20 protein-coding genes are annotated in these 23,343 nt (G+C 73.7%); 3 read left to right on the top strand and 17 right to left on the bottom strand.

The window, feature by feature from the left end:
• Window positions 1-21 precede the first annotated feature (21 nt).
• The 9 genes from V1258_RS06160 to V1258_RS06200 form a co-directional block, all read right to left on the bottom strand.
• Window positions 22-1,212, bottom strand: coding sequence for a DNA polymerase III subunit delta' (locus V1258_RS06160; RefSeq protein ID WP_329748903.1), 1,191 nt, complete (start codon window positions 1,210-1,212; stop codon window positions 22-24).
• Window positions 1,213-1,217: 5 nt separating this feature from the next.
• A complete protein-coding gene (gene tmk / locus V1258_RS06165) occupies window positions 1,218-1,952 on the bottom strand; it encodes a dTMP kinase (RefSeq protein WP_329748832.1) in 735 nt (244 codons plus the stop codon).
• Window positions 1,949-3,022, bottom strand: coding sequence for a Gfo/Idh/MocA family protein (locus tag V1258_RS06170; RefSeq protein ID WP_329748833.1), 1,074 nt, complete (start codon window positions 3,020-3,022; stop codon window positions 1,949-1,951). Before V1258_RS06170 ends, tmk begins: the two co-directional genes overlap by 4 nt.
• Before the next feature lie 80 nt (window positions 3,023-3,102).
• Window positions 3,103-3,957 carry a carbohydrate ABC transporter permease gene (locus tag V1258_RS06175; RefSeq protein ID WP_329746427.1) on the bottom strand — a complete coding sequence of 285 codons (855 nt, stop codon included), beginning with the start codon at window positions 3,955-3,957 and terminating at the stop codon, window positions 3,103-3,105.
• Entirely contained in the window at window positions 3,954-5,108 is a 1,155-nt protein-coding gene (locus V1258_RS06180; protein ID WP_329748834.1) for a carbohydrate ABC transporter permease, read from the bottom strand. Before V1258_RS06180 ends, V1258_RS06175 begins: the two co-directional genes overlap by 4 nt.
• Window positions 5,105-6,451 carry an ABC transporter substrate-binding protein gene (locus V1258_RS06185; RefSeq protein ID WP_329748835.1) on the bottom strand — a complete coding sequence of 449 codons (1,347 nt, stop codon included), beginning with the start codon at window positions 6,449-6,451 and terminating at the stop codon, window positions 5,105-5,107. Before V1258_RS06185 ends, V1258_RS06180 begins: the two co-directional genes overlap by 4 nt.
• Before the next feature lie 250 nt (window positions 6,452-6,701).
• Window positions 6,702-9,410 carry a type I DNA topoisomerase gene (gene topA, locus V1258_RS06190; RefSeq protein ID WP_329748836.1) on the bottom strand — a complete coding sequence of 903 codons (2,709 nt, stop codon included), beginning with the start codon at window positions 9,408-9,410 and terminating at the stop codon, window positions 6,702-6,704.
• A 121-nt stretch (window positions 9,411-9,531) separates the two neighbouring features.
• On the bottom strand, window positions 9,532-10,506 hold the full coding sequence (locus V1258_RS06195) for a phosphatase PAP2 family protein (RefSeq protein ID WP_329748837.1): 975 nt from the start codon (window positions 10,504-10,506) through the stop codon (window positions 9,532-9,534).
• Window positions 10,503-12,143, bottom strand: coding sequence for a DUF7059 domain-containing protein (locus V1258_RS06200; RefSeq protein ID WP_329748838.1), 1,641 nt, complete (start codon window positions 12,141-12,143; stop codon window positions 10,503-10,505). Before V1258_RS06200 ends, V1258_RS06195 begins: the two co-directional genes overlap by 4 nt.
• Window positions 12,144-12,219: 76 nt before the next feature.
• Between V1258_RS06200 and V1258_RS06205 the strand changes: the two genes are divergently transcribed.
• Window positions 12,220-14,664 carry a DEAD/DEAH box helicase gene (locus V1258_RS06205; protein WP_329748839.1) on the top strand — a complete coding sequence of 815 codons (2,445 nt, stop codon included), beginning with the start codon at window positions 12,220-12,222 and terminating at the stop codon, window positions 14,662-14,664.
• A gap of 38 nt (window positions 14,665-14,702) precedes the next feature.
• Here the strand turns inward: V1258_RS06205 and V1258_RS06210 are convergent, their stop codons facing one another.
• The 7 genes from V1258_RS06210 to V1258_RS06240 all read right to left on the bottom strand — a co-directional run bounded on the left by V1258_RS06210 (window position 14,703) and on the right by V1258_RS06240 (window position 20,649).
• On the bottom strand, window positions 14,703-15,050 hold the full coding sequence (locus V1258_RS06210; RefSeq protein ID WP_329748840.1) for an Rv3654c family TadE-like protein: 348 nt from the start codon (window positions 15,048-15,050) through the stop codon (window positions 14,703-14,705).
• Window positions 15,047-15,442 (bottom strand): TadE family type IV pilus minor pilin, encoded by a 396-nt coding sequence (locus V1258_RS06215; protein ID WP_329748841.1) that lies wholly within the window; start codon window positions 15,440-15,442, stop codon window positions 15,047-15,049. The genes V1258_RS06210 and V1258_RS06215 overlap by 4 nt, the downstream gene beginning before the upstream one ends.
• Window positions 15,442-15,642 carry a DUF4244 domain-containing protein gene (locus V1258_RS06220; protein WP_329746436.1) on the bottom strand — a complete coding sequence of 67 codons (201 nt, stop codon included), beginning with the start codon at window positions 15,640-15,642 and terminating at the stop codon, window positions 15,442-15,444. Before V1258_RS06220 ends, V1258_RS06215 begins: the two co-directional genes overlap by 1 nt.
• 156 nt (window positions 15,643-15,798) lie before the next feature.
• A complete protein-coding gene (locus V1258_RS06225) occupies window positions 15,799-16,950 on the bottom strand; it encodes a type II secretion system F family protein (protein ID WP_329748842.1) in 1,152 nt (383 codons plus the stop codon).
• Window positions 16,947-18,230, bottom strand: coding sequence for a TadA family conjugal transfer-associated ATPase (locus V1258_RS06230; protein WP_329748843.1), 1,284 nt, complete (start codon window positions 18,228-18,230; stop codon window positions 16,947-16,949). Before V1258_RS06230 ends, V1258_RS06225 begins: the two co-directional genes overlap by 4 nt.
• Window positions 18,227-19,378, bottom strand: a complete 1,152-nt coding sequence (locus V1258_RS06235; RefSeq protein WP_329748844.1) for a hypothetical protein — start codon at window positions 19,376-19,378, stop codon at window positions 18,227-18,229. The genes V1258_RS06230 and V1258_RS06235 overlap by 4 nt, the downstream gene beginning before the upstream one ends.
• 461 nt (window positions 19,379-19,839) lie before the next feature.
• Window positions 19,840-20,649 carry an exodeoxyribonuclease III gene (locus tag V1258_RS06240; protein ID WP_329748845.1) on the bottom strand — a complete coding sequence of 270 codons (810 nt, stop codon included), beginning with the start codon at window positions 20,647-20,649 and terminating at the stop codon, window positions 19,840-19,842.
• A 66-nt stretch (window positions 20,650-20,715) separates the two neighbouring features.
• Here V1258_RS06240 and V1258_RS06245 point away from each other — a divergent pair, with 66 nt between their 5' ends.
• On the top strand, window positions 20,716-21,561 hold the full coding sequence (locus V1258_RS06245) for an SDR family NAD(P)-dependent oxidoreductase (protein ID WP_329748846.1): 846 nt from the start codon (window positions 20,716-20,718) through the stop codon (window positions 21,559-21,561).
• A gap of 62 nt (window positions 21,562-21,623) precedes the next feature.
• Window positions 21,624-22,235, top strand: a complete 612-nt coding sequence (locus tag V1258_RS06250) for an orotate phosphoribosyltransferase (protein WP_329748847.1) — start codon at window positions 21,624-21,626, stop codon at window positions 22,233-22,235.
• A 49-nt stretch (window positions 22,236-22,284) separates the two neighbouring features.
• Here the strand turns inward: V1258_RS06250 and ypfJ are convergent, their stop codons facing one another.
• Window positions 22,285-23,214, bottom strand: a complete 930-nt coding sequence (gene ypfJ, locus V1258_RS06255; protein WP_329748848.1) for a KPN_02809 family neutral zinc metallopeptidase — start codon at window positions 23,212-23,214, stop codon at window positions 22,285-22,287.
• Window positions 23,215-23,343: the final 129 nt, after the last annotated feature.

Consider the following 23,343-nt stretch of genomic DNA (forward strand, 5'->3'; position numbering starts at 1 on the left):
CCTCGTCCTTCGGGCCGAGGCTCAGACGAGGGAGATCGCGATCCGGGCGAGCAGCGCCTCGATCGCGAGCAGCGGGGGGACGTTCCCGGCGATGCGTGCCCGGGCCTCCTGCACCGCCTCGAGCAGGGTGAGGGTGACCCGGCCGTCCCCGCGGGAGGCGACCCGCTCGATCTCGGGGGCGACCTCGATGTTCACGAGCTCCCCGCCGGCACCGAGCTGCCGGCCGAGCACGTCCCGCAGCACCGAGTGCACGTCGAGCAGATAGCGATCCAGCACGTCCCGCACGAGGCGGGTCTGGCGGCGCTTGGCATCGTCCTCGAGCTGCTTGACCTGGGAGCGCAGCGCCGGCGGGACCTTGCCGTCGTCGATCCCTGCCGAGCGCAGGAAGCGCTCGCGCTCCTCGGCGGCGACCGTGTCGGCGTGCTCCTTGGCCTCGGCCGTCGCCCGGTCCACGAGCCCCTGCGCGGCGAGCACCGCCTCTCCGGCCCCGCGCAGGGCCAGCAGGGTCCGGGCCGCCTCCTCCCTGGCGGCGAGGGAGCCCTCCTGGGTGGCGTAGCGCAGGGCCAGGCCGATGTGGCCCTGGGCGGCGCGGGCCGCGCGCAGGGCGAGTGCGGGATCGACCCCGTCGCGACGCTCGAGCAGCTCCGCGACCACGGCCGAGTCCGGCACCGAGAGCGTCACCAGGCGGCAGCGGGAGCGGATGGTGGCGGCGAGGTCCTCCGCCGAGGGGGCGCAGAGCATCCACACGGTCGACGGGGGCGGCTCCTCGATCGACTTCAGCAGCACGTTGAAGGTGCCGGCGCTCATGCGGTCGGCGTCCTCGATGACCAGCACCCGGTGCCGTCCCGTCGCGGGAGCGCGCTGCGCCGTCATCACCAGCGCGCGCACCTCCTCCTTCGCGATGGACAGCTTGTCCGTGGCGACCACGGTGACGTCGGGGTGGGTGCCCGCGAGCACCGTGCGGCAGGCCCGGCACTCGCCGCAGCCGGTTCCCTGCTCGCACTGGAGCGTCGCGGCGAAGGCCCGCGCGGCCGTGGAGCGGCCCGAGCCGGGCGGTCCCGTGATCAGCCAGGCCTGGGCGAGGGAGCCCTCGGGGGAGGCGGCGCGGCGGAACTGCGCGACCGCGGCGTCCTGCCCGACCACGTCGGCCCAGACGCGCGGCAGCGGCCCGTCCGCGACCCCGGGGGGCGCGACGGTCCCGGTGCCGGTCAGGGGGCTCACGCCTCGTCCCGGTGGCGGGCGGGCGGGGCCGGCTCGAAGGTGGGGTCGAACAGGGCGAGCACCTCACCGACCGAGGCGAGCACCTGGGCGTGCACCTCCTCGCGGGGCAGGGTCCCGTCGATCACCGCGAAGCGCTCCGGGTCCGCGGCGGCGAGGTCGAGGAACTCCTGACGGACCGCGGCATGGAACTCGCGGCCGGCCTGCTCGAGACGGTCCTTCCCCGCGGGGTCCCGTCGGTCATCGAGCGCCTCCGTGGGCACGTCCAGCAGGATCGTGCGGTGGGGGAGCAGCCCGTCGGCCGCCCACAAGGAGAGCGAGCCGATCTCCTCGGGATCCAGCGCCCGGCCCGCTCCCTGGTACGCGATCGAGGAGTCGAGATAGCGGTCGGCGAGCACGAGCCCGCCGCGCGCGAGATGGGGGCGCACGACGGTCGTGATGTGGTGGGCGCGATCGGCCGCGTACAGCAGCGCCTCGGCCCGCGCCTCCACGTGCTCGCCGTGCAGCAGCAGGTCGCGGATCTGCGCGCCGAGCGCGGTCCCGCCGGGCTCGCGCGTGGTCAGCACGAGGTCCTCGGCGACCTGGCGCTCGGTGACGAGGTGCTCGCGCAGCAGCGCGATCTGCGTCGACTTGCCGGCGCCGTCCCCGCCCTCGAAGGACAGGAAGGCGCCGCGTCGGGGCGGATGTGGCGCGGGGATGCGCAGGCCGCGGGTCACGTCGATCTGCGTGGTCATGCGCCGGCCTCCCCGGGGTAGACCACGCCCAGCTCGGCCCGCACCGCGTCCATCGTCTCCATCACCGAGACGGTATCGGCCCAGCTCATCAGCGGCGACTCGAGCTCGCCGGCGCGGATCCGGCGGGCCGCCTCCGCGATCTCGTACGCCATGCCGTCGCCCGGGGCGCCCGGGTGCTCGACGCGCGCCGAGCGGCCGTCGAGCAGCGTCACGGTGAGGGTGCCGGGGGCGAAGAACGCCCCGGACAGCTGCGCGGAGCCGGCGGTCCCGGAGACCACGGCGGCGGTGGGGGTGCGGGCGCGCAGGGTCGTGCCGAGGCGGGCGAAGCCGCCGCGGGCGCCGCGGGCGAGCAGGGCGACGGTCCCGTCGACCCCCGTCGGCGTCCGTTCGCCGCGCACGGCGAGCTCCCCGAGATCGCCGAGCACCATCTGCGCGAAGGAGATCGGGTACACGCCGAGGTCCAGGAGTGCCCCGCCGCCCAGCTCGGGGTCGTTCATGCGATGGGCGGGATCGGTGGGCATCGCCTGGCCGTGGTCGGCCGCGACCTCGACGATCTCGCCGAGGATCCCACTGTCCAGCACCTGGCGGAGCACGTCGTACTGCGGCAGGAAACGCGCCCACATCGCCTCCATCGCGAAGACCCCGCGGTCCCGGGCGAGGTCCAGCAGGTCCCGCGCCTGCGGGGCGTTGAGGGTGAAGGCCTTCTCCACCAGCACCGGCACCCCGGCCTCGAGCACCGGGCGGGTCAGCTCGTGGTGCTGCGCGTGCGGGGAGGCGACGTAGACGGCGTCGATCCCGCCCGCCGCGAGCATCTCCCCGACGCTGTCGTAGGAGCTCTCCACGCCGTGCTCGGCGGCGAAGGCCGCGGCCCGCTCGGCGGAGCGGGAGACGACGGAGACGACGCGGGAGGCGGTCGCCCGATGCGCGGTCTCGGTGAACTGGGTGCCGATGTGGCCCGGGGAGATCACGCCCCAGCGCAGGCCCGGCGCCGCCGCCGGATCGGGGACGGTGGATGCGGGCAGGACCAGGTCGGGAAGGGTCCCGCCCTCGCGGTTGTCATCGGCGCTCATGGGGTCCAATCTACCGAGCGTCCCCGACACCCGGGGGTGTCGAGGGCGCTCGGTGGACGACGGACCCCGGAGGAGGGGGATCAGCCCTTCACGGCGCCGGAGGTCATGCCGCGCACCAGGAAGCGCTGCAGGGAGAAGAACACGATCATCGGGATCACCATGGAGAGGAAGGCGCCCGCGGTGAGCAGCTCCGCTCCCTGGCCCTGGGTGCCGAGCATCTGCTGCAGGTCGACGATCACGGTGCGGTTCTCGCCGCCGCCGATGAACAGCCGCGCGATGAGCAGGTCGTTCCACACCCACAGGAACTGCAGCGTCGCGAAGGCCGCGATCGCCGGGGAGGACATCGGCGCGACCAGCTTCCAGAAGGTCTGGAAGTGGCTCGCCCCGTCGATCTTCGCGCTCTCCACGACGGAGCCCGGGAGGGTCGCCATGTAATTGCGCAGGGTGTACACGGCCAGGGGCATGCCGAAGCCGGTGTGCAGCAGCCACACCGCCACGAACTGGCCGTTGATGCCCAGCCCGCGCGGCCCGAGCAGGTCCAGCATCGGCTGGAAGGCCACCTGGATCGGGACCACCATCAGGGCGACGATGACGATGAACAGCACGTCCTTGCCGCGGAACTCCATGAAGGTGAAGGCATAGGCCGCGAAGGCCGCGAACATGATCGGCAGCACCGTGGCCGGCACCGCGACCACCACGGAGTTGATGAGCGTGGTGCCCATCGAACCGTTCCCGAGCAGCTCCGCGTAGTTGTCGAAGGTCCAACCGCCCGTGGTGAGCGAGGTCCACCAGCCCGTCGTCGCCGCCGCCTCGCGAGTGCGCAGGCTCGTCACCAGCAGACCCAGGGTCGGGATGGTCCACAGGATCACCAGCAGGGGCATGACGATCATCGCGAGCGGTGACCGCTTGCGCCCGTCCTTCATCGTGCCGCTCATCGTCCCGCCTCCTGTGCTCGGAAGGCACGGACCTGATAGATCAGGATCGGCAGCACCAGGATCAGCAGCACCACCACGACCGCCGAGGCCTGCCCGGCCTGCTGGTCCGTGAACAGCTTGCGGAAGAACAGGTTGGCGATCACGTCGGTGTCGTACAGGCCGTTGGTGGTCACGTAGATGACGTCGAAGACCTTCAGCACCAGGATCAGCACCGTGATGAACACGGCCATGAGCGTCACCCGCACCTGCGGGAAGATGATCTGCCAGAAGATCCGGATCTCGCTCGCGCCGTCCATCCGGCCCGCCTCGATTGTGTCCTCCGGGACGGCCTTGATGGCCGAGCTCAGCAGCACCATCGCGAAGCCCGTCTGCAGCCAGATCAGGATCACCATCAGCACCAGCGAGTTCAGGCGAGCAGTCTCGATCTGGTACCAGGGCTGGGGATCTCCGCCGAGGCCGACGACGATCGCGTTGAGCAGGCCGGTCTGGGCGGTGCTCGGATCGCTGTAGGCGTAGACCAGGCCCCAGATGGTCGCGGCGCCGACGAAGCTGATCGCCATCGGCAGGAAGATCAGCGACTTGGTGACCTGCTCGCCCGCGGGGGAGAGCTTGTCGGCCAGCACCGCGACGCCGAGCCCGAAGGCGACCGTCACGATCGGCACCACGAGGATCCACAGCAGGTTGTTCAGCAGCGCCGACCAGAAGGCTCCGCTCGAGAAGATCGCCTGGTAGTTCGCGAAGCCGTTCCACTGCGTGGAGTCGTCGTTCGCGAAGGAGTACACGATGGTCTGCACCGTCGGGTACAGCAGCATCAGCGTGATCAGCGCGAAGCCCGGCAGCAGGAAGGCATAGGGGATCACGCCCTCGGCGAAGCGGGACGGCAGCCCCTCGACGCACATGTTGAGGAAGCGGAAGAAGAGCATCGAGCCGCCGATGCCGACGATCAGACCGAGCAACCCGATGAGGATCGAGGAGTTCGCGAACCACTGCGGGTAGTAGGCGAAGGCGAGGAAGATGTTGCACGCCAGCCAGGCGGTGAGCACCATGCCGACGGCGCCGACGACGAGGCGCAGGGGGCGGGCGGGGGATCCGCCGCGCTCCCGTCCGACGGGCTCCGCCGGAGCCGGTGCGGTGACGGCCGCGGTGCTCACGCCGGCCACCCCGCCTCGATCTCGTCGCACACCTGCTGGGCGGTCTTCGACCCGCGCAGCCACTCGACCATCCCGGTCCAGAAGGAGCCGCCGCCGACGGCTGCGGGCATCACATCGGAGCCGTCGTAGCGGAACACCTGGGCGGTCGCGGCGATCTCCGCGACCCGGCGCGTGGTCTCGTCGGCGTACTGCGAAGCGTCGAAGGTGGTGTGCGGGCTGAGCCAGCCCCCGGCCTGGGCCCACGGGCCGCCGAACTCGGGGGAGGTGAGGAAGCGCATCAGCGCGACCGAGTCGTCGTCCAGGGAGAACAGGGCCGCGAGGTCGCCGCCGCCGAGGATCGGCTGGCCCTCGAAGCCGCCCTCCCAGGGCGGCATCGCGAACACGCCCACCTGGTTGTCCATGTCCGAGAGCACCGCCTCGGGGAAGAAGCCGGTGACGAAGTTGCCCTGCCGCACGAGCATCGCGCGCGCCGGGTCCTCGAACAGCGGCAGCGGTGCCTCCGAGAAGGGGGTGTTGAGGATGGTCTCCCGCCCGCCGAGCACGTTGCCCTCACCGAGCAGCAGCTCGCCGAGCAGGTCGAAGACCTCGACCACCTCGGGGGCGTTGAAGGGGATGCGGTGGTAGATCCAGTCGTCGTAGATGTCCGGGCCGTGGACGCGGAGCATGAACTCCTCGATCCAGTCCGTGCCCACCCAGCCGGTCGCCTGCTCGGCGCCCCAGGCGTCGGACCAGGGGGCGATGCCGGAGGCCTTGATGTCGTCGGCGATGTCGTACAGCTCCTGCATCGTCGCGGGTTCCTCCGACCAGCCGCCCGCCTGGTAGGCCGGCTTCGGGTACCAGATCAGCGACTTGCAGGCCATGCGCATCGGCGCCCCGTAGACCCGGCCCTGCAGGCGGGCGGAGTCCAGGAAGCCCGGCACGAGCGTGCCCTCGAGGGCGTCGTAGTCGAGGTAGACGTCGATCGGCACCACGGCCCCGGCGGCCGCCTGGTCGAACAGCCCGCCGGGCTGGGGGAACAGGGCGATGTCCGGGGCGTCGCCCGCCCCGACCCGCTGCCGGATGGTGTTGGTGAAGTCGCTGTCCGGGGTGTACTGGACGGTGATGCCGCTCGAGGAGGTGAACTCCTCGAGGGAGGCTTCGAAGGCCTCCTGTTCCTGGCCGCCGAAGGCGCCGAGGACGGTGACGGTGCCGTCACCGGGGACGTCCCCGTCGGTGTAGCGGTCGACGGTGCCGAGGGCTCCGCCCCCGCTGTCGGGATTCTGCAGGCAGCCGGCCAGGCCGACGGTCGCGGCGGTCGCCGCGGCTCCGGCCAGGGCGGCGCGCCGGGTCAGGGATCGAGCCATGATCACTCCTTCGTGACGCAGGGGGACTGCTCCGTCGCCTCCGACCGTCGCCGCAGGTCGACCGATGGGTCACACCCTAGTCCCGCGGCCGCGCACCCGGCGGGCACCGCGGCCGGGTCGTGACGGTCGTGCGCGTTCCTGCCCGTCGTGCACCCTCCGTGCGCAGCGACGTGCAGGACGGGGCCCGGACCCGAGGGCCCGGACCCCGTCCGGTGGTGCTGAGGGCGATGTGCGGGAACGCCCGGCCCGCTCAGCTCTTGGTGGTCGTCGACTTCTTCCGCGTCGTCGTGGTGCGGCGCGCGGCGGGCTTCTTCGCGGGGCCCTTCGCGCGCTTCTCGGCGAGCTTCTCGATCGCGACCTGCTCGGTGATCTCCTCGACCTTCTCGCTGGCCCGCAGCGACACGTTCGTGGTGCCGTCGGTGATGTACGGGCCGAAGCGGCCGTCCTTGATGACGATCGGCTTCTCGGAGGTGGGATCCGTGCCGAGCTCCTTGAGCGGCGGCTTCGCGGCGGCGCGGCCGCGGGTCTTCGGCTGCGCGTAGATCTTCTCCGCCTCCTCGAGGGTGACCGTGAAGATCTGCTCCTCGGTCTCGAGCGAGCGGGAGTCGGAGCCCTTCTTCAGGTACGGGCCGTAGCGGCCGTTCTGAGCGGTGATCTCGGTGCCGTCGGCGGCGGTGCCGACCACGCGCGGAAGGCTGATCAGCTTCAGGGCGTCCTCGAGGGTGACGGTGGACAGGTCCATCGACTTCAGCAGCGAGCCGGTGCGGGGCTTGGGCTGCTTGGACTTGGGGACCTTCTTGCCGTCGACCTCGCCGGGCTCGGGCAGGACCTCGGTGACGTACGGGCCGTAGCGGCCGTCCTTGGCGATGATCTCGTGGCCGGTGGCCGGGTCGGTGCCGAGCACGCGGCCGTCGTCCTTGGCACGCTCGAGCATCTCGCGAGCCTTCTCGACGGTGAGCTCGTCGGGCGCGATGTCGTCGGAGACGTTCGCGCGGCGCGGCTCGGCGCCCTCGACCACGTTCCCCTCGGCGTCGCGGGGCAGCTCCTCGACGTAGGCACCGTAGCGGCCCACGCGCAGAGTGATGCCCTCGCCGATCTCGATGCTGTTGATCGCCCGGGCATCGATCTCGCCGAGATCGTCGACCATCGGCTTCAGGCCGATCGGGGTCTCCTCTCCGTCGGAGAGATAGAAGTCCTTCAGGTAGCGGGAGCGATTGAGATCGCCGCGCGCCATGCGGTCGAGCTGCTGCTCCATCTGCGCGGTGAAGTCGTAGTCGACGTAGGTCTCGAAGTGCTCCTCGAGCAGGCGCACCACCGCGAAGGCCGTCCAGGAGGGGACCAGGGCGGTGCCGCGGCGCAGCACGTAGCCGCGGTCCTGAACGGTCGCGACGGTCGAGGCGTAGGTCGAGGGGCGGCCGATGCCGCGCTCCTCGAGGGCCCGCACCAGCGATGCCTCGGTGTAGCGGGGCGGCGGGGTGGTGGTGTGCCCGTCGGGGGTCAGCTCGCGGGTGACCAGCTGCTGGCCCTCCTGCATCTGCGGCAGACGCTTGTCGCCGCCCTCGTCCTCCTGGCCGTAGCGGGAGGCGTCACGGCCCTCCTCGTAGGCGGCGAGGAAGCCGCGGAAGGTGATCACGGTGCCCGCGGCGCGGAAGGTCGCGGTGCGGCCCTCCTGCGCGAGGGTCAGCTCGACGGTCGAGGTGGTGCCCTTCGCGTCGGCCATCTGCGAGGCGACGGTGCGCTTCCAGATCAGCTCGTAGAGCCGGAACTCGTCGCCGGAGAGCTGCCCGGCGACCTCGGCCGGGGTGCGGAAGCGGTCGCCCGCAGGGCGGATCGCCTCGTGCGCCTCCTGCGCGGACTGCGAACGGTTCTGGTAGAGCCGGGGCTTGTCGGGCACGTACTGGGCGCCGTACAGCTCGGCGGCCTGCCCGCGGGAGGCGGAGATCGCCTCGCGCGAGAGGGTCACCGAGTCGGTACGCATGTAGGTGATGTAGCCGTTCTCGTACAGCGCCTGCGCGACCCGCATCGCCTGGCGCGCGCCGAGGCGCAGCTTGCGGCTGGCCTCCTGCTGCAGCGAGGAGGTGGTGAAGGGAGCGGCGGGCCGACGGGTGTAGGGCTTGGACTCGAGGGCCGTGACCTCCGCGGGGGCGCCGGACAGCGCCGTGACCAGGGCGCCGGCCGACTCCTCGGTGAGCACCGTCGCGGACTTCGAGCGGGGCTTCAGCTCGCCCGTGTCCGCGAAGTCGCTGCCGGTCGCGACGCGGGAACCGTCGACGGTGGCGATCTTCGCGGCGAACTGCTCGCCGCCCTCGGCCTGCGGGCCGAACACGCCGGTCACGTCCCAGTAGTCGGAGGCCACGAAGGCCATCCGCTCCCGCTCCCGCTCGACCACGAGGCGGGTCGCGACGGACTGCACGCGTCCCGCGGAGAGCGAGGGCTTGATCTTGCGCCACAGCACCGGGGACAGCTCGAAGCCGACCAGGCGGTCGATGATGCGGCGGGTCTCCTGCGCATCGACCAGGTGGGAGTCGATCTCGCGGGTGTTCTCGAGCGCGCCGAGGATGGCGTCCTTGGTGATCTCGTGGAACACCATCCGCTTGACCGGCAGGCCCTTCTTGGGCTTGAGCGTCTCGAGCAGGTGCCAGGCGATCGCCTCCCCCTCGCGGTCCTCATCGGTGGCGAGGTAGAGGGTGTCGGCGTCCTTGAGGGCCTTCTTGAGGTCCGCGACGGTCTTCTTCTTGTCGGGGCTGACGATGTAGTACGGGTCGAAGTCGCCCGCGACGTCGACGCCGAACTTCCCGTACGGCCCCTTCTTCATCTCGGCGGGGAGATCGCGGGGCACGGGGATGTCGCGGATGTGGCCCACCGAGGCGAGGACCGTGTAATCCTCCCCGAGGTAGCGGCCGATCGTCCGGGCCTTCGCCGGGGACTCGACGATCACGAGATGCCGTCCGCCAGTCACGGTGCGCAGTCCTTCCCCGCCGCGATGTCGCGGCGCATGAACCCGGGCAGCGTGCCCAGGTCAGAGAGTATTCGGGGCGCTGAGGGCGCTCACCGAGAGTTCACGGTACACGGTCGCCCGCTCAGGCCCGGTGTGAGATCGGCGTGCGCAGCAGCAGCACGAGCGCCATCCAGATCGCCGTGCCCCCGGCGATCAGCAGGGCCGTCGCGGTGAAGGCGGTGGACTGCTGGGCGGCGTCCTGGAGGTCGAGGGGCAGACCGAGGGAGCCGAGGTCCAGGGCGCCGAGGGCGAGCCCCGCGAGGCCGAGGCCGCCGAGCAGCACGCCGATCAGCATGTCGATGGCTCGGGTGCGCTGCAGGGCGGAGGAGGTCGCGGCGCGGCGTCGCCCGCGCCCGGGGGCGGCGGGGCGGCGGGCGAGGCGCCGACGGGCGAGCAGCCCGTCCACGGCCAGCGCGAGGAAGGTCCAGGCGGCCACGACCACGATCGCCCCGACGACGTCGGAGGGACGGTGCCACCCCTCGACGAGGGTGCCGATCCCTGCGGCGGCGGTCCAGGCGGCGCCGAGCGGTGCGAGGACCACCCGGGCCCCGCCGCTCGCGAGGACCACGGCCACGAGGGCGGTCGCAGCGAGAGTGGTGTGCCCCGAGGGGAAGGAGTTCGGGGTGATCTCGATGCCGGGGCCGAGGGCCTCGCGCGTGATCACCAGGTGCTTCAGCACCTGGGTGGTGACGTTCGCGCCGAGCACGACGAGGCCGATCGGCAGCAGCAGGTCGCCGCGTCGGCGCAGCAGCACCAGCACGGCCGCGATCGCGAGCAGGGCGATGACGGCCGGGGCGCTCACGGAAAGGATCGCGATCTGCGCATACTCGGCGAGGCGGCCCTCGTGGGCCTGCGCCCCGGAGAGGATCAGCTGGTCCATCCGCTGCCCGCTCGCGGTGCCGACGGCGGCCCGGGCCAGCACCCAGACCGCCGCCGCGGAGGCGAGCGCCATGAGCAGCGAGAGCACGGCCCGCACGGGCGGGGCGAGGCGCGGCGGGGCCTGCTCGGCGGAGCCGGCGTCGACGGGGCTCGTCGGGGAGGTGGGGCTCGTGGTCACAGGGTCACCATCCGGGAGATCAGGAGGTCGCGGACGAGAGGGAGGATCCGGGAGCGCTCGGCGTCGGCGTCGGAGTCGGTCAGGGCGCACACCGCCCCGAGGACCTGACCGAGCGTGAGCGTGCCGTCGAGGGCCCCGACGGTCCCGGCGAGGATCTGGTCGGCCGGGACCACGCGCCCGAGGCCCGCACCCTGCACCAGCTCGATCAGCAGCGGATCCCACGCGCCGGGCGTGAGGTGGCGCCGCTCGACCACGTCGGCGGCCCGGACCGGACGGCTCGCCAGGAGGGCGTCGTCGTCGAGGTCCTCGAGCTCGCTCAGCATCCGCAGGCCCGCGGCGAGGTGCTCGCCGAGGGTGCCGCTGCCGCTGCCCACCTGGTGCTCGGTGCGCAGGACGCCCGGGCGCCGGGGCTCGTCGGAGGTGGGGCCTGCGGCGGGGGCGGACCCGATGCCCGCGGCGGTCCCCGGATCCCCGGGACGGCGCAGCAGGAGGTAACCGAAGCCGATCGCAGCGGTGTCGCGGGAGGCGAAGTCCTCGAGCCAGTCGCCGACGAGCGCGGTCCAGGCCGGGTCCCGGTCGGTGATCCCGCCGTCGCGTGCCCAGGTCTCCGCGTACTGCGCCGGGTCCTCCTGCTCGCGCTGGATCACCCAGGCGTCCACCCCGTCGGTCCGGGCGGGCTCGAGCCAGGAGCAGGGATGGGTGTCCCAGTCGGCATCGGCGGGGATCTCCCAGTTGCCGAGCAGCACGGCACGGCCGCCGGGGGAGAGATGCGCGGGCAGCGCGGCGAGCAGCTCGGCGAGCAGGGTGTCGCCCGCCCGGCCGCCGTCGCGGTAGGTCCACCCGCCCGTGCTGCCGGCGGTGCGGTTCTCCGGCACCGGCTCCTGCCGGGGCGTGATCACGAAGGGAGGATTGGAGACGATGAGGTCGAAGCGCTCGCCGGCGACGGGCTCGAGCAGCGAGCCGTGGCGCAGGTCGAGCTCGATCTGGTTGAGGGCGGCGTTGAAGGCCGCCATGGCGAGCGCGCGGTCGGACAGGTCGGTGGCGACCACGTGCTCGGCGTGCCGGGAGGCGTGGAGCGCTTGGATGCCGCCGCCGCAGCCGAGGTCCAGGACCCGGGAGACGCGCTCGCGCGGGGTGATCCGGGCGAGAGTGAGCGAGGCGCCGCCCACCCCGAGCACGTGCTCGGGCCCGAGGGGACGCCCGGTCGCGAGCTCGGACGGGTCCGAGGCGATCCACCAGGAGATCTCGCCGAGGTCGTCCTGGGCGGCGTAGGGGGCGAGGTCGATGAGGGCGCGCAGCGGCGGAGGCGCGGATCCGGGGCCGCCCGGGTCGAGGTCGGCGATCCCCAGGATCCCGAGCTCCTCCGCGCCAGAGGCGCCGAGCGAGGGCAGGGCCGCGTCGACCTCCGCGCGGGTCGCCGTACTGCCCAAGGTCAGCAGGGAGAAGAGCAGCGCCGCCGGGTCCGACGAGCCGGCCAGCGCCCGACGCGCGGGCAGCGGGTTCTCGCGGCGCAGCGCCGCCACGGCGACCTCGCCGAGCAGCTCCTCGGTCCGGGCCACGGTGTAGTCGGCGGCGCGGAGGTCGGCGCGCAGGGCGCTGATCAGCGCGGGCTGGACCTGGGGGACGTCGGTGGGCATGGCTACGATTGTGCCCCAGCCGTGAGGGGAGCTCGCGGTGACGATGTGGGGACCGCGCGCAGGGAATGAGGAGTCGATGAGGGCAGGCAGAGCGGCCGACCTCCTCACCGATCTCACGGGACCCCTGACCCGCCGCAGCTGCCTCACGCACGTGGAGGTCCGTCCGGAGCGGGAGGGCCGCCGGGGCGCCTTCCCGAGCTGGACCGATCCGCGCCTGCTCGCGCACCTCGCCGAGCGAGGGATCACGGCGCCCTGGATCCACCAGGAGGAGGCCGCGGAGCTGGCGCACGGGGGACAGGACGTGGTGCTCGCGACGGCGACCGCCTCGGGCAAGTCCCTCGCCTACCTGCTGCCGGTGCTCACGGCGGTGGGGGCGCGCGAGCTGGACGTGACGGCGCGCCGTGCGACCGCCCTGTACCTCTCGCCCACCAAGGCCCTCGCCGCCGATCAGCTGACGAACATCACCGCGCTCGCCGACGGTGCGGGGCTGCGCGATGCGCGCGTCGCGGTGTACGACGGGGACACCCCGACGGAGCAGCGGCGTTGGGTGCGGCGCCACGCCACCGTGGTGCTCACCAATCCCGACATGCTGCACTTCGGGATCCTCCCCGGGCACGAGCAGTGGGCGAGCTTCTTCCGGGCCCTGCGCTACCTGGTGATCGACGAGTGCCACACCTATCGGGGCGTGTTCGGCAGCCACGTGGCGATGGTGATGCGGCGGCTGCGGCGGATCGCGGAGCACTACCGCGCCGAGCCCACGTTCGTGCTCGCCTCCGCGACGACCGCGAACCCGGAGCTGTCCGCCTCGCGCCTGATCGGCCGGGAGGTGCAGGCGGTCACCGAGGACGGGTCCCCGCGCGCGGGGCTCACGATCGGGCTGTGGGAGCCCGGGACCCGCGCCCGGGTGGACGGACGCGGCCCCGGCGCGACGGCGGACGGCGCGGAGCTGCTCGACGCCGAGCTCGAGCAGTCGGGGGAGCACGCCGACGGCCGCGACGGCGGACGCGAGGCGCCCCTGCGCCGCTCGGCGACCAGCGAGGCGGCCGCCCTGCTCGCGGATCTCGTCGAGCGCGACGTGCAGACCCTCGTCTTCGCTCGCTCCCGCCGCGGCGCGGAGCTCGTCGCCTCGGGCTCGCGGCGGCTGCTGGACCAGAAGGCGGAGCACACGCTCGCGCCGGCGCTCGCCGACCGTGCCCGTCGCATCGCGGCCTATCGCGGCGGGTACCTGGCGCGCGAGCGCCGCGCTCTCGAGGACTCCCTGCGCTCGGGCGAGCTGCGGGCTCTCGCCTCGACCAACGCCCTCGAGCTGGGGATCGACATCGCGGGCCTCGATGCGGTGGTGGTCGCGGGATGGCCGGGGACCCGGGCCTCCCTGTGGCAGCAGTTCGGCCGCGCCGGTCGGCGGCAGGACGGGGACGGGGGAGCCCTCGCCCTGTTCGTCGCGCGGGAGGACCCGCTGGACACCTATGTCGTCCACCATCCCGAGACCGTGTTCCAGGCCCCCGTGGAGGCGGCGGTCTTCGACCCCGCGAACCCCTATGTGATGACCCCGCACCTGTGCGCGGCGGCCAGCGAGCTGGCGATCCGAGACGGCGAGGAGGACATCTTCGGGCCGACGGCGCGGGAGCTGCTGGACACCCTCGCCGGCCGCGGGGTGCTGCGGCGCCGTCCGCACGGCTGGTACTGGACGATGACGGAGTCGGCGCACGACCTGACCGACCTGCGGGGAAGCGGCGGGGAGCCGGTGCGGATCGTGGAGGAGGCGAGCGGTGCGCTGCTGGGCACGGTCGACGCGGCGAGCGCCCACAGCCAGGTCCATGACGGGGCGGTCTACCTCCACCAGGGCACCAGCTTCGTGGTGAATCACCTCGACGTCGAGCGGGCCGTGGCCTTCGTGCACCGGGAGGATCCGCTGCACTCGACGCATCCGCAGTCGACCTCGACCATCCGTATCCGGCAGATCGACCGGGAGGTGCCGTGGGCGGGCGGGGTGCAGCTCTGCTTCGGCACCGTGGACGTCACCGACCAGGTCACGGGGTACCAGGTGCGGGACGTGTACACGCAGGTCGTGCTCGGCCAGCACCCGCTGGACCTGCCGCCGCGCACGCTCACCACGAAGGCGGTGTGGTGGGTGGTGCCGCGGTCCACGACGGACGCCGCCGAGATCCCCGGCGAGGAGCTGCCCGGGGCGCTGCACGCCGCCGAGCATGCGGCGATCTCGATGCTGCCGCTGCTGGCCACGTGCGACCGCTGGGACATCGGCGGGGTCTCCACGGCGCAGCACGAGGACACCGGCGAGCCGACGATCTTCGTGTACGACGGCGCGCCCGGCGGCGCGGGCTTCGCCGAACGCGGGGCCGACGACGCTGCGGCCTGGTTGCGGGCGACCGCGGAGATGATCGGCGAGTGCGGCTGCGAGTCGGGCTGCCCGGCCTGCGTGGTCTCGCCCAAGTGCGGCAATGGCAACGAGCCGCTCTCGAAGGCGCAGGCCGAGGTGCTGCTCGGGCTGCTGCATCCCTGAGGCGTCGCGGACCGTCCGGGGCGCCGGGCGTCCCGCCGTCACGGACGGGTCACCGTCTGCTGATCGCGGGGGTCGGGACCGGCCCGGGCCCGCGCGGTCCGCTCGGGCAGCGGTGCGGCGGTGACCTCGACAGTCACCAGCACATCCCACTCGCGCAGCTCGCAGGCGGTGAGGCGGGCGTCGTTGCGGGAGGCGACCTCGGCGGCGACGCCGCAGGGGTCGCCGTGGGCGACGGCGAGGGCGTCGGCCCCGGCGAGGGCGGCGAGGTCCGCAGCGGTCGCGGCACGGGCCTGGGCGAGGGTCCCGCCGCCCAGCAGCGACAGCCCCGCGATCAGCAGTGTGCTCGCCCCGGTCCAGGCCAGCACCCCGGCGGCCCCGGTGCTCATGGTCCGGCCCCCTCGATCAGGTGCGGCTCGCGGCGGGCCTCGGCGTCGGCGCTGATCTCCCAGGCGGCGCCCGCGAGCGGACCGGAGCCGGCGCGCAGGGTGCGGCGCACCTCGACCCGTACCCAGGCGCCCTCGCCGCTGATCGACACGACCGCGCCGGGCCCGCCGATGCGCTCGGCGGTCGCGATCGCGGCGGCGGGGTCCTCGCCGCGGGCGAGCTCGCGGACGGCGCCCCGGGCCGCGCTCTCGAGTCGCACCTGGGCGCCGAGGCCGAGGCCGACGAGCAGCAGCACGAGCACCATCATCACCACCACCGGGAGCACGATCGCGGTCTCGGCGGTGGCGGAGCCCCGGTCGTCCCGCAGCGGGGACGACCGGGGACGCCGAGGCATCACGACCCCTTGGACAGGGCCGAGGTGATGATGCCGAAGAGGATCTCGCGGACCTCTCCGGAGGCCAGCAGGGCGACCAGCACCGCGGCGAAACCGCAGGCCGCGAGCACTGTGATGGCGTACTCGGCGGTCGAGGCGCCGGTCTCGTCGCGCAGCGCGCGGGAGAGGCCCCGGCGCATCCGTGTGAGGGTGAGGGACATGTCGTGCTCCTTCGGGTCGTGGACGGGCGAGGCCGTCCGGGACCGGTCGACGGGAGTCGACCGGATGGGGCGGTGCGAGCCGCCCCCGCCGGGAGTCCCCGGCGGGTCCAGGAGGGTCCGGAGGACCGGTGGGGAGGACGCGGAGGGAGGGCGCGCTCATGGCGTCGCCCCGGCCGCCCCGAGCTGGAGGGTGCCGCCCAGCAGGGAAATGACGGTGGGGATGATGCCGAGCGCGACGAAGGCGGGGAGGAGCGCTATGCCGGTGGGCAGAACCAGGCGCACCGCGAGCTGGGCGGCACGCACCTCGGCGTCCCGTGCCTTCCCGCGGCGGGCGTCGAGTGCGGCCGAGCGCAGCACTCGGGCGAGGTCCGCCCCGGAGGTCTCGGCGAGCACCGCGGAGCGGCCCAGCGCCGCGAACCGCTCGGGCAGGTCGGCGACGGCGAGGGTGGCCGGGACGCCACCGCGCAGGGCCGTGCCGAGGCGGGCGAGACCGCGGGCGTCCGGGCCGTCGGGCAGCGACTCCGCCACGGCGGTGACGGCGTGGGCGAGGGGAGAGCCCGCCTCGAGCACCCCGGCGATCAGCTCGAGCGCCACCGAGGGATCGACCTCGTCGTCCGTCGGCGGATCGGCGCGGTCCAGCAGGCGGCGCATCCACCACCAGCCGAGGCCCGTGAGGGCGAGGCCGGTCGCGCCGAGGAGGTTCCCGGCGGGGGAGGCCAGCAGCAGCCGCAGCGGGTCCCCGCCGAGCAGCATGCCCAGGCCGAGTCCGGCGAGCGGCAGCACCAGCAGGATCCGGGCGGTCGAGCGGGGCCCGGCGAACGCGGAGCGGCGGGCGAGGGCCGCGTCGTGGAGGTCCCGCTGCGCATCGGCGAGACCCTGCAGCATCCCGGCGGTCGGGGCACCGGTCCGCTCGCACACCGCGAGCGCGGCGCCGAGGCTGCCGATCCGCGCGCTCCGGGCCAGCGCCCCGGTGGCGGCCCGCCGGGGATCCGCCCCCGCCGCCCCGGCCCGCGCGACCTCGGCGAGGTCGCCCGCCGGGAGGGTGCGGGCGAGTGCGGCCCAGGCCTGGCGGAGCCCTGCCCCGGAGGCGATCACGGTCGCCAGCTGCTCGATCATCCGCGCCGTCTCGAGGGGGCCGGAGGCGGAACGGCGGATCCGGGTCCGCGGTCCGGGCTCTCCGGTCCTGTCCCGTGCGGGGGCCGGCGCCCAGAGGACGACGAGTCCGAGGACGAGGGGCAGGAGCAGCAGCGCTGTGCTCGGCACCTCGAGTCGGGGCAGCCCCAGCGGGAGGAGGGCGTCGAGGTTCATGCCGCTCGCCGCCCCGGGGTCGAGATCGTCAGGGACCGCTCGGAGCGCGCGGCCGGCGGCTCCGCGGGGTTTTCGCGCCGCGGGGCCTCGGCGGCGGGGCGCAGCCGTTCGGCGAGGTGCCCGGCGGCCGGGCCTTCGAGGAGGCGTCCGTCGACGGGGCGCAGCGCGGTGCTCGCGCGGAGCAGGCCGTCCTCGCCGCGGTCCAGGACCGCGATCTCCTCGAGCACGCGGCGGCCGTGGTGCCGTCCGAGCTGGATGACGACCTCCAGGGCGCTCGCGACCTGGACCGCGAGGGCTCCGCGGTCGAGCCCGCCGAGGGCGCCGAGGGCCTCGAGCCGGGCGGGCACGTCCGCGGCGGTGTTCGCGTGGACCGTGCCGCAGCCGCCTTCATGCCCCGTGTTGAGCGCCTGCAGCAGCTCGCGGATCTCGGCGCCGCGGCACTCGCCGAGCACCAGCCGGTCAGGGCGCATGCGCAGGCTCTGCCGCACGAGCGTGGTGAGGTCCACGGCACCGGCACCCTCGGAGTTGGCGTGCCGGGACTGCAGGTGCACGACGTGCGGATGGTCCACCGCGAGCTCGAGGACATCCTCGACGACGACGATCCGTTCGGTCTCCGGGACCGAGGCGAGCATCGCCGCCAGCAGGGTCGACTTCCCGGTGCCCGTCCCGCCGGTGACCAGGAAGGGGACCCGGGCGGCCACGACCGCGCGCAGCACCTCCGCCGTCTCGGGGCCGAAGGCGCCGCGGGCCTGCAGCGCCGCGAGGTCCAGATGCTCCCTCGCCGGCAGACGCAGGGACAGGATCGCCCCGCCCGGGGAGAGCGGAGGCAGCACGGCATGGAAGCGGATGCCGCTCGGGAGGTGGGCGTCCGCCCAGGGCATGGCGTCGTCGAGACGTCGCCCGCCGCTGGTCGCCAGGCGCACGGCGAGGTCGCGCGCCTCCTCGGGCGACAGACGGACCCCGCTGCGGTGCAGGCCCGTGCCGTCGTCGGCCCAGACCGTGCCGTCGTCGTTGACCAGCAGGTCGGTGACGCCCGGGGCGATCAGCGCCTGGAGCGGCCCGAGCCCGTCGACGTGGTCCCGCACCCGAGCGGTCAGCTCGAGGGTCGCGGCCGCGCCCAGCACCCGGCCCTGCTCCCGGAGCAGGCCCGCGATCCGGGTGACGTCCACGGGCCCCGGCCGGCGCACGAGATCCGCGCGGACCCGGTGCAGCAGCTCCCCGAGACCGGCGGGATCCGCACCGGCGCCCGCGGCAGGGAGCGGGGTCGCCGCAGTGCTCATCGCCGTGCCTCCTCACGCAGCCGCGACACCAGCTCGCGGGCGGTGCGGTCGGCGCCGCCCCGTCGCACATCGAGGAGCGGAACGTCCCCCCGCGGCCCGTCGCGGAAAGTTCCGAGGAGGGGCAGGCCGAGGTCCGCGACGACCTCGCGGGCGCTCGGACCACGGTCCCGACGCACGACCGCACCGACCCGGCCCGCGGCCGGGGCCCAGTCCCGCAGCCGCCGTTCCGCAGCCCGGACCGCGCCCTCCCGCCCCGGCACCACCAGCACGAGGTGGTCCAGGAGATCCAGGGCGGGCCGGACCAGCGACGGGGCGAGGTCCACGACGACGGTCCCCGCGAGCGGGGCGAGGGAGGAGAGCGCCCGGCGCAGGGCCTCCGCGCCGGGACCCCCGTCCTCCCCGGCCACGAGCAGACGGACGTCGTCCACGAGCGGCAGTCCCGTGCGCAGGGCCTCGCCGTCATCCGGTCCCAGCCGTGTCGCCTCCTGCCAGGTGATGCCTCTGATCGGGGGAGCCTCGACGAGCAGGTCCAGACCGCCGCCGAGCGGATCCGCATCGATCAGCACCACCGGGCCGTCGGCACGTGCCGCGGCGGCCAGCCGCGCGGCGAGGCTCGAGGCCCCCGCACCGCCGCAGCCCCCGGCGACCCCGAGGAGGAGGGCGGAGCCGCGGGGCCGGGAGAGCTCGGCGAGATGGGCGAGCAGCGACTCCGAGTCCCGCGGGAGCCGCAGCACGGCCCGCGCCTGTCCCGCGAGGGCGACCCTCCAGACCTCCGGCGCGATCTCCTCGTCCCCGGTGAGGACGAGCAGCGGCGGGGCATCCCGCGCGAGCGGGGATCCGAGGGTGACGCCGGCCTCCGTGACCACCGCGCAGGCGGCGCCCACACCGGCGGCGCCCTCGCTCGCGGCGTCGGCGTCGACGAGCGCCAACCCCACGGCGGCGGTATGGTCCGCCAGCTGCTCGCGGAGACCCTCCGAGCGGCCTCTCCAGAGAACCGCGGAACCTCGCGTCGGCGGGCCGGCGACCCGCGGGAGCGGGCGCTCCGGGAATCGGGAGCGGCGGCGGCGCGAGGTGCCGTCCCCGAGGGGATCGGGCTCGGTCGGCACAGGGCGCAGATCCGTGGCGTCGGCGAGAGAAGTGCTGGTCATGCTGCCATCGTGGCGACACGAACGCGACCTGCGCGCCCCCGACGGGCCCACGGTGGATAAACCGCACCTGGGGAGGAACGGTCAGATACTCACCCCCGTTGCACACCCCGGAACCCGGGTGTACTGTGATCTGGACAACGACGAATACCGGCATCGGAACCCACGTTCGACTGGTCCCCGCAATGGACCGGCTGTGAGGCGTCGACAGCGCCACCGCAGCCACACCCCGTGAACGCCTGATCCCGATGCAGATGGCTCGTCAGGAGCGGCGTCACGATGATCGTGACGCCGCTCCTTCATGTCCGGGCCCTTGCAGGGGGCGGGCGTGCCCCCCCCTGCACCATTCGGCACAAGGGACGGTGTGTTCGAGGGCGTGTCCCCCCCCCCCCCCCCCCCCCCCCTCCGCCATGTCCGGGCCCGTGCAGGGAGCGGATGCGCCCCCTGCCTCCCCCCGGCTCTTCTCAGATCTCCAGGTCCACCACGACCGGCGCGTGGTCCGAGGCGCCCTTGCCCTTGCGCTCCTCGCGGTCGATGAAGGTGCCCGTCACGGCCTGCTGCACGGCGGGGGAGCCGAGCACGAAGTCGATGCGCATGCCTTCCTTCTTCGGGAAGCGCAGCGCCTGGTAGTCCCAGTAGGTGTAGACGCCGGGGCCGGGATGCTCGGGCCGGACCACATCGGCGAAGCCCTCGTCCACGACGGCTCGGAAAGCGGCCCGCTCCGGTTCGGTGACATGGGTCTTGCCCTCGAAGAAGCCCATGTCCCACACGTCGTCGTCCTGCGGGGCGACGTTGAAGTCGCCGACCAGCACGGCCCGCGCCGCGGGGTCCGCCGCGAGCTCGCGGGCGCCCTCCGCGCGCAGCGCCTCCAGCCAGCGCAGCTTGTAGCCGTAGTGGGGGTGGTCCAGCTCGCGCCCGTTGGGGACGTACAACGACCAGATCCGCAGGTCAGCGCCCTTCGGGCCGACGGTGCCGCCGAGCGCACGCGCCTCCACGACACCGGTTCCGTCCTCCGGCCAGGTGGGCACGGCCGGCAGCTCGGTCTGCACGTCCCGCAGGCCGACGCGCGAGATCAGCGCGACGCCGTTCCATTGGTTCAGGCCGTGGGCGGCGACCTCGTAGCCGGCCGCCTCGAGCGCGGCGAGGTCGAGCTGGGCGGGCTTGGCCTTGATCTCCTGCAGGGCCAGGACGTCCACCTGGTGGCGGTCCAGGAAGGCGAGGACGCGGTCCATCCGGGCCCGCAGGGAGTTGATGTTCCAGGTCGCGATGCGCATGGTGTCGATCCTACGGGGGAGCGCAGTCGCCAGCGGGAGGAGCCGAGCGCTCGTAGACTCTCCCTCATGGCGCGCGCTCTCGTCACCGGATCCACCTCAGGCCTCGGCCTCGAGTTCGCCTGGCAGCTCGCGGGCACCGGGCACCACCTCGTGCTGGTCGCCCGGGACGAGAGCAGGCTGCGCACGATCGCCGAGCAGATCCGGGACGTGCATCCCGTGCAGGTCGAGGTGATCGCCGCGGACCTCGCCGACCGCGAGGATCTCGACCGCGTCGCGATCCGGCTCACCGATCCCGTGGAGCGCATCGACCTGCTCGTCAACAACGCCGGGTACGGACTGAGGGGCGGCTTCCTCGAGATCGGCGTCGAGGACCACGAGCGGCAGATGGACACCCTCATGCGCGCGGTGCTGGTGCTCTCCCATGCCGCCGCCCGGAGCATGGTCCAGCGGCGCAAGGGCGCGATCATCAACGTCAGCTCGCTCGCCGGCTACACCGCCGCCGGACCCTACGCGGCCTCGAAGGGCTGGGTCACGGTGTTCACCGAGTCCCTCGCCATGGAGCTCAAGGGCACGGGCGTGACCGCGACCGCGCTCCTGCCCGGTTTCGTGCAGACCGAGCTGCACGAGGGCGCCTCCCGCCGCCGGGACGGACTGCCCCGCGTCACCTGGCTGCGGGCCCCGTTCGTCGTCGAGCACGCCCTCAAGGACGCCGCGAAGGGCGTGGTGCTGTCCATCCCGTCGGTCGGCTATCGCACTGCCGGCGAGGTTTCCCGCGTCGCTCCCCGTTCGGTGATGCGGGCGCTGTCCTCCCCGTCCTGGTACGCCCGGATCACGGCGCGGGCCGTGGACCGCTCCCGCAAGCGGGCCTCCCGCCGGAACCTTCATGCGCACTGGCAGCGCGACGAGGACTGATCCTGCCCGGGTGCCCCGGATGCGTCCCGGGTCGGGAGGGGCCGGTCCATTACGCTGACCGCATGTCCGAGACCAGCGCCTCCGCCTCCGCCCGTTCGACCGTCGATCCCGCTCTCGCCGCCGACCGCGAGCGCCTGCGCGAGCTGATCCGCGACCTCGCCGTCGTGCGCGGGAAGGTCACGCTCTCCTCGGGCGTCGAGGCGGACCACTACGTCGACCTGCGGCGCATCACCCTCCACCACGAGGCCTCGCCGCTCGTCGGCCGGGTCATGCTGGACCTGCTGCGACGCGAGGGCCTGGTGCCCGGTGTCGAGGCCGTCGGCGGGCTGACCCTCGGCGCGGATCCGGTCGCGACCTCGATCCTGCACGCCTCCGCCGCCGACGCGGACTCGCCCGCGCTCGACGCCTTCGTGGTGCGCAAGGCGCAGAAGTCCCACGGCCTGCAGCGCCGCATCGAGGGACCCGAGGTCTCCGGCCGACGGGTGGTCGCTGTCGAGGACACCTCCACCACCGGCGGCAGCGTGCTGACCGCGTGCGAGGCGCTCACGGAGGCGGGGGCGGAGATCGCGGCGGTCGCCGTGATCGTGCACCGCGCCGACGCCTCCCGCGAGGCCGTCGAGCAGGCCGGCTATCGCTACCTCGCCGCGTACGACATCTCCGAGCTCGAGATCTGAGCCGCCCGCACGGGCGGGGCGGAGCGGCGAGCCGGTCCCGCCATCGCGATCAGACCTCGTCGACCGCGAAGGTGTCGCAGGCCTGGACGGTGCCCTCGGAGTAGCCGACGGTGAACCAGTGCTGGCGCTGCTCGGAGGAGCCGTGGGTCCAGGACTCGGGGTTGACCTGGCCGCCGGCGACGTCGCCCTGGATGTGGTCGTCGCCCACGGCGCTCGCGGCGGACAGCGCCGAAGCGATGTCCTCGTCGGTGAGCGGGGCGAGCATCGGCTGGCCCTGGTCGTCGGTCGTGGCCGACGCGTGGTGGGCCCACACCCCCGCGTAGCAATCGGCCTGCAGCTCGAGCCGCACGGCGTCGGACTGCGGGCCGGTGCCGCTGCGGTCCGCGGACTGCATCGCCCCGGAGAGGTACTGGACGTGGTGCCCGTACTCATGGGCGACCACGTACATCTTCGCGAGCTGTCCGCCGTCGGCCCCGAACCGGGACGAGAGGGAGTCGAAGAAGTCGACGTCCACGTAGATCGTGGAGTCGGCGGGGCAGTAGAACGGGCCGACGTCGGCCGTCGCCGCGCCGCACCCCGTCTGCACCGACTGCGAGAAGACGATGCCCTGCGGCTCCACGAACTCCCAGCCCGCCTCGGGCGCGAGCTGCGCCCACAGCGAGTCGCCGGACTCGATCGTGGCCTGGACCAGGCACTCGTCGTCGGCGTTCGCATCCGCGCCGCTGGTGCACTGCTCGAGCACCCCGCCCTGGCCGCTCTGCCCCTGGGAGGTGCCGCCGCCCGCGACGAGGTCCATCACCTGGCCGGGGGAGAGGATCCCGGTCATCATCAGCACGAGCAGCACCACGAGGATCACGCAGCCGCCGGCGCCGCCGATCTTCAGCCCGCCGCCGCCGGGCCGGAAGCCGCCGCCGGTGCCGCCCCCGCCGGAGCGCGCCACGTTGTCCGATCGGATCTCGGCGTTGGGATTGAAGCTCATGCGCACAGGGTAAGCCCAGGAACTCCTGCGACAGGGCGGAACGATCCAGGTGATCCGGGGGTGCCGTGAGGCGGTCGCGGGGACGATCCGTGAACATGCTGGGGAGCTTCCCCCGCGGTGAGGAATCGC

Origin of the sequence: Brachybacterium sp. J153 (assembly GCF_036311905.1) — a bacterium.
Taxonomy (GTDB): domain Bacteria; phylum Actinomycetota; class Actinomycetes; order Actinomycetales; family Dermabacteraceae; genus Brachybacterium.

What these genes read in the sequence shown, in the direction of transcription:
- tmk (WP_329748832.1), bottom strand. Translation starts at nt 1,952, where the DNA reads ATGACCACGCAGATCGACGTGACCCGCGGCCTGCGCATCCCCGCGCCA.
- V1258_RS06170 (WP_329748833.1), bottom strand. Translation starts at nt 3,022, where the DNA reads ATGAGCGCCGATGACAACCGCGAGGGCGGGACCCTTCCCGACCTGGTC.
- V1258_RS06175 (WP_329746427.1), bottom strand. Translation starts at nt 3,957, where the DNA reads ATGAGCGGCACGATGAAGGACGGGCGCAAGCGGTCACCGCTCGCGATG.
- V1258_RS06185 (WP_329748835.1), bottom strand. Translation starts at nt 6,451, where the DNA reads ATGGCTCGATCCCTGACCCGGCGCGCCGCCCTGGCCGGAGCCGCGGCG.
- V1258_RS06200 (WP_329748838.1), bottom strand. Translation starts at nt 12,143, where the DNA reads ATGCCCACCGACGTCCCCCAGGTCCAGCCCGCGCTGATCAGCGCCCTG.
- V1258_RS06205 (WP_329748839.1), top strand. Translation starts at nt 12,220, where the DNA reads ATGAGGGCAGGCAGAGCGGCCGACCTCCTCACCGATCTCACGGGACCC.
- V1258_RS06210 (WP_329748840.1), bottom strand. Translation starts at nt 15,050, where the DNA reads ATGAGCACCGGGGCCGCCGGGGTGCTGGCCTGGACCGGGGCGAGCACA.
- V1258_RS06215 (WP_329748841.1), bottom strand. Translation starts at nt 15,442, where the DNA reads ATGCCTCGGCGTCCCCGGTCGTCCCCGCTGCGGGACGACCGGGGCTCC.
- V1258_RS06220 (WP_329746436.1), bottom strand. Translation starts at nt 15,642, where the DNA reads ATGTCCCTCACCCTCACACGGATGCGCCGGGGCCTCTCCCGCGCGCTG.
- V1258_RS06225 (WP_329748842.1), bottom strand. Translation starts at nt 16,950, where the DNA reads ATGAACCTCGACGCCCTCCTCCCGCTGGGGCTGCCCCGACTCGAGGTG.
- V1258_RS06230 (WP_329748843.1), bottom strand. Translation starts at nt 18,230, where the DNA reads ATGAGCACTGCGGCGACCCCGCTCCCTGCCGCGGGCGCCGGTGCGGAT.
- V1258_RS06235 (WP_329748844.1), bottom strand. Translation starts at nt 19,378, where the DNA reads ATGACCAGCACTTCTCTCGCCGACGCCACGGATCTGCGCCCTGTGCCG.
- V1258_RS06240 (WP_329748845.1), bottom strand. Translation starts at nt 20,649, where the DNA reads ATGCGCATCGCGACCTGGAACATCAACTCCCTGCGGGCCCGGATGGAC.
- V1258_RS06245 (WP_329748846.1), top strand. Translation starts at nt 20,716, where the DNA reads ATGGCGCGCGCTCTCGTCACCGGATCCACCTCAGGCCTCGGCCTCGAG.
- V1258_RS06250 (WP_329748847.1), top strand. Translation starts at nt 21,624, where the DNA reads ATGTCCGAGACCAGCGCCTCCGCCTCCGCCCGTTCGACCGTCGATCCC.
- ypfJ (WP_329748848.1), bottom strand. Translation starts at nt 23,214, where the DNA reads ATGAGCTTCAATCCCAACGCCGAGATCCGATCGGACAACGTGGCGCGC.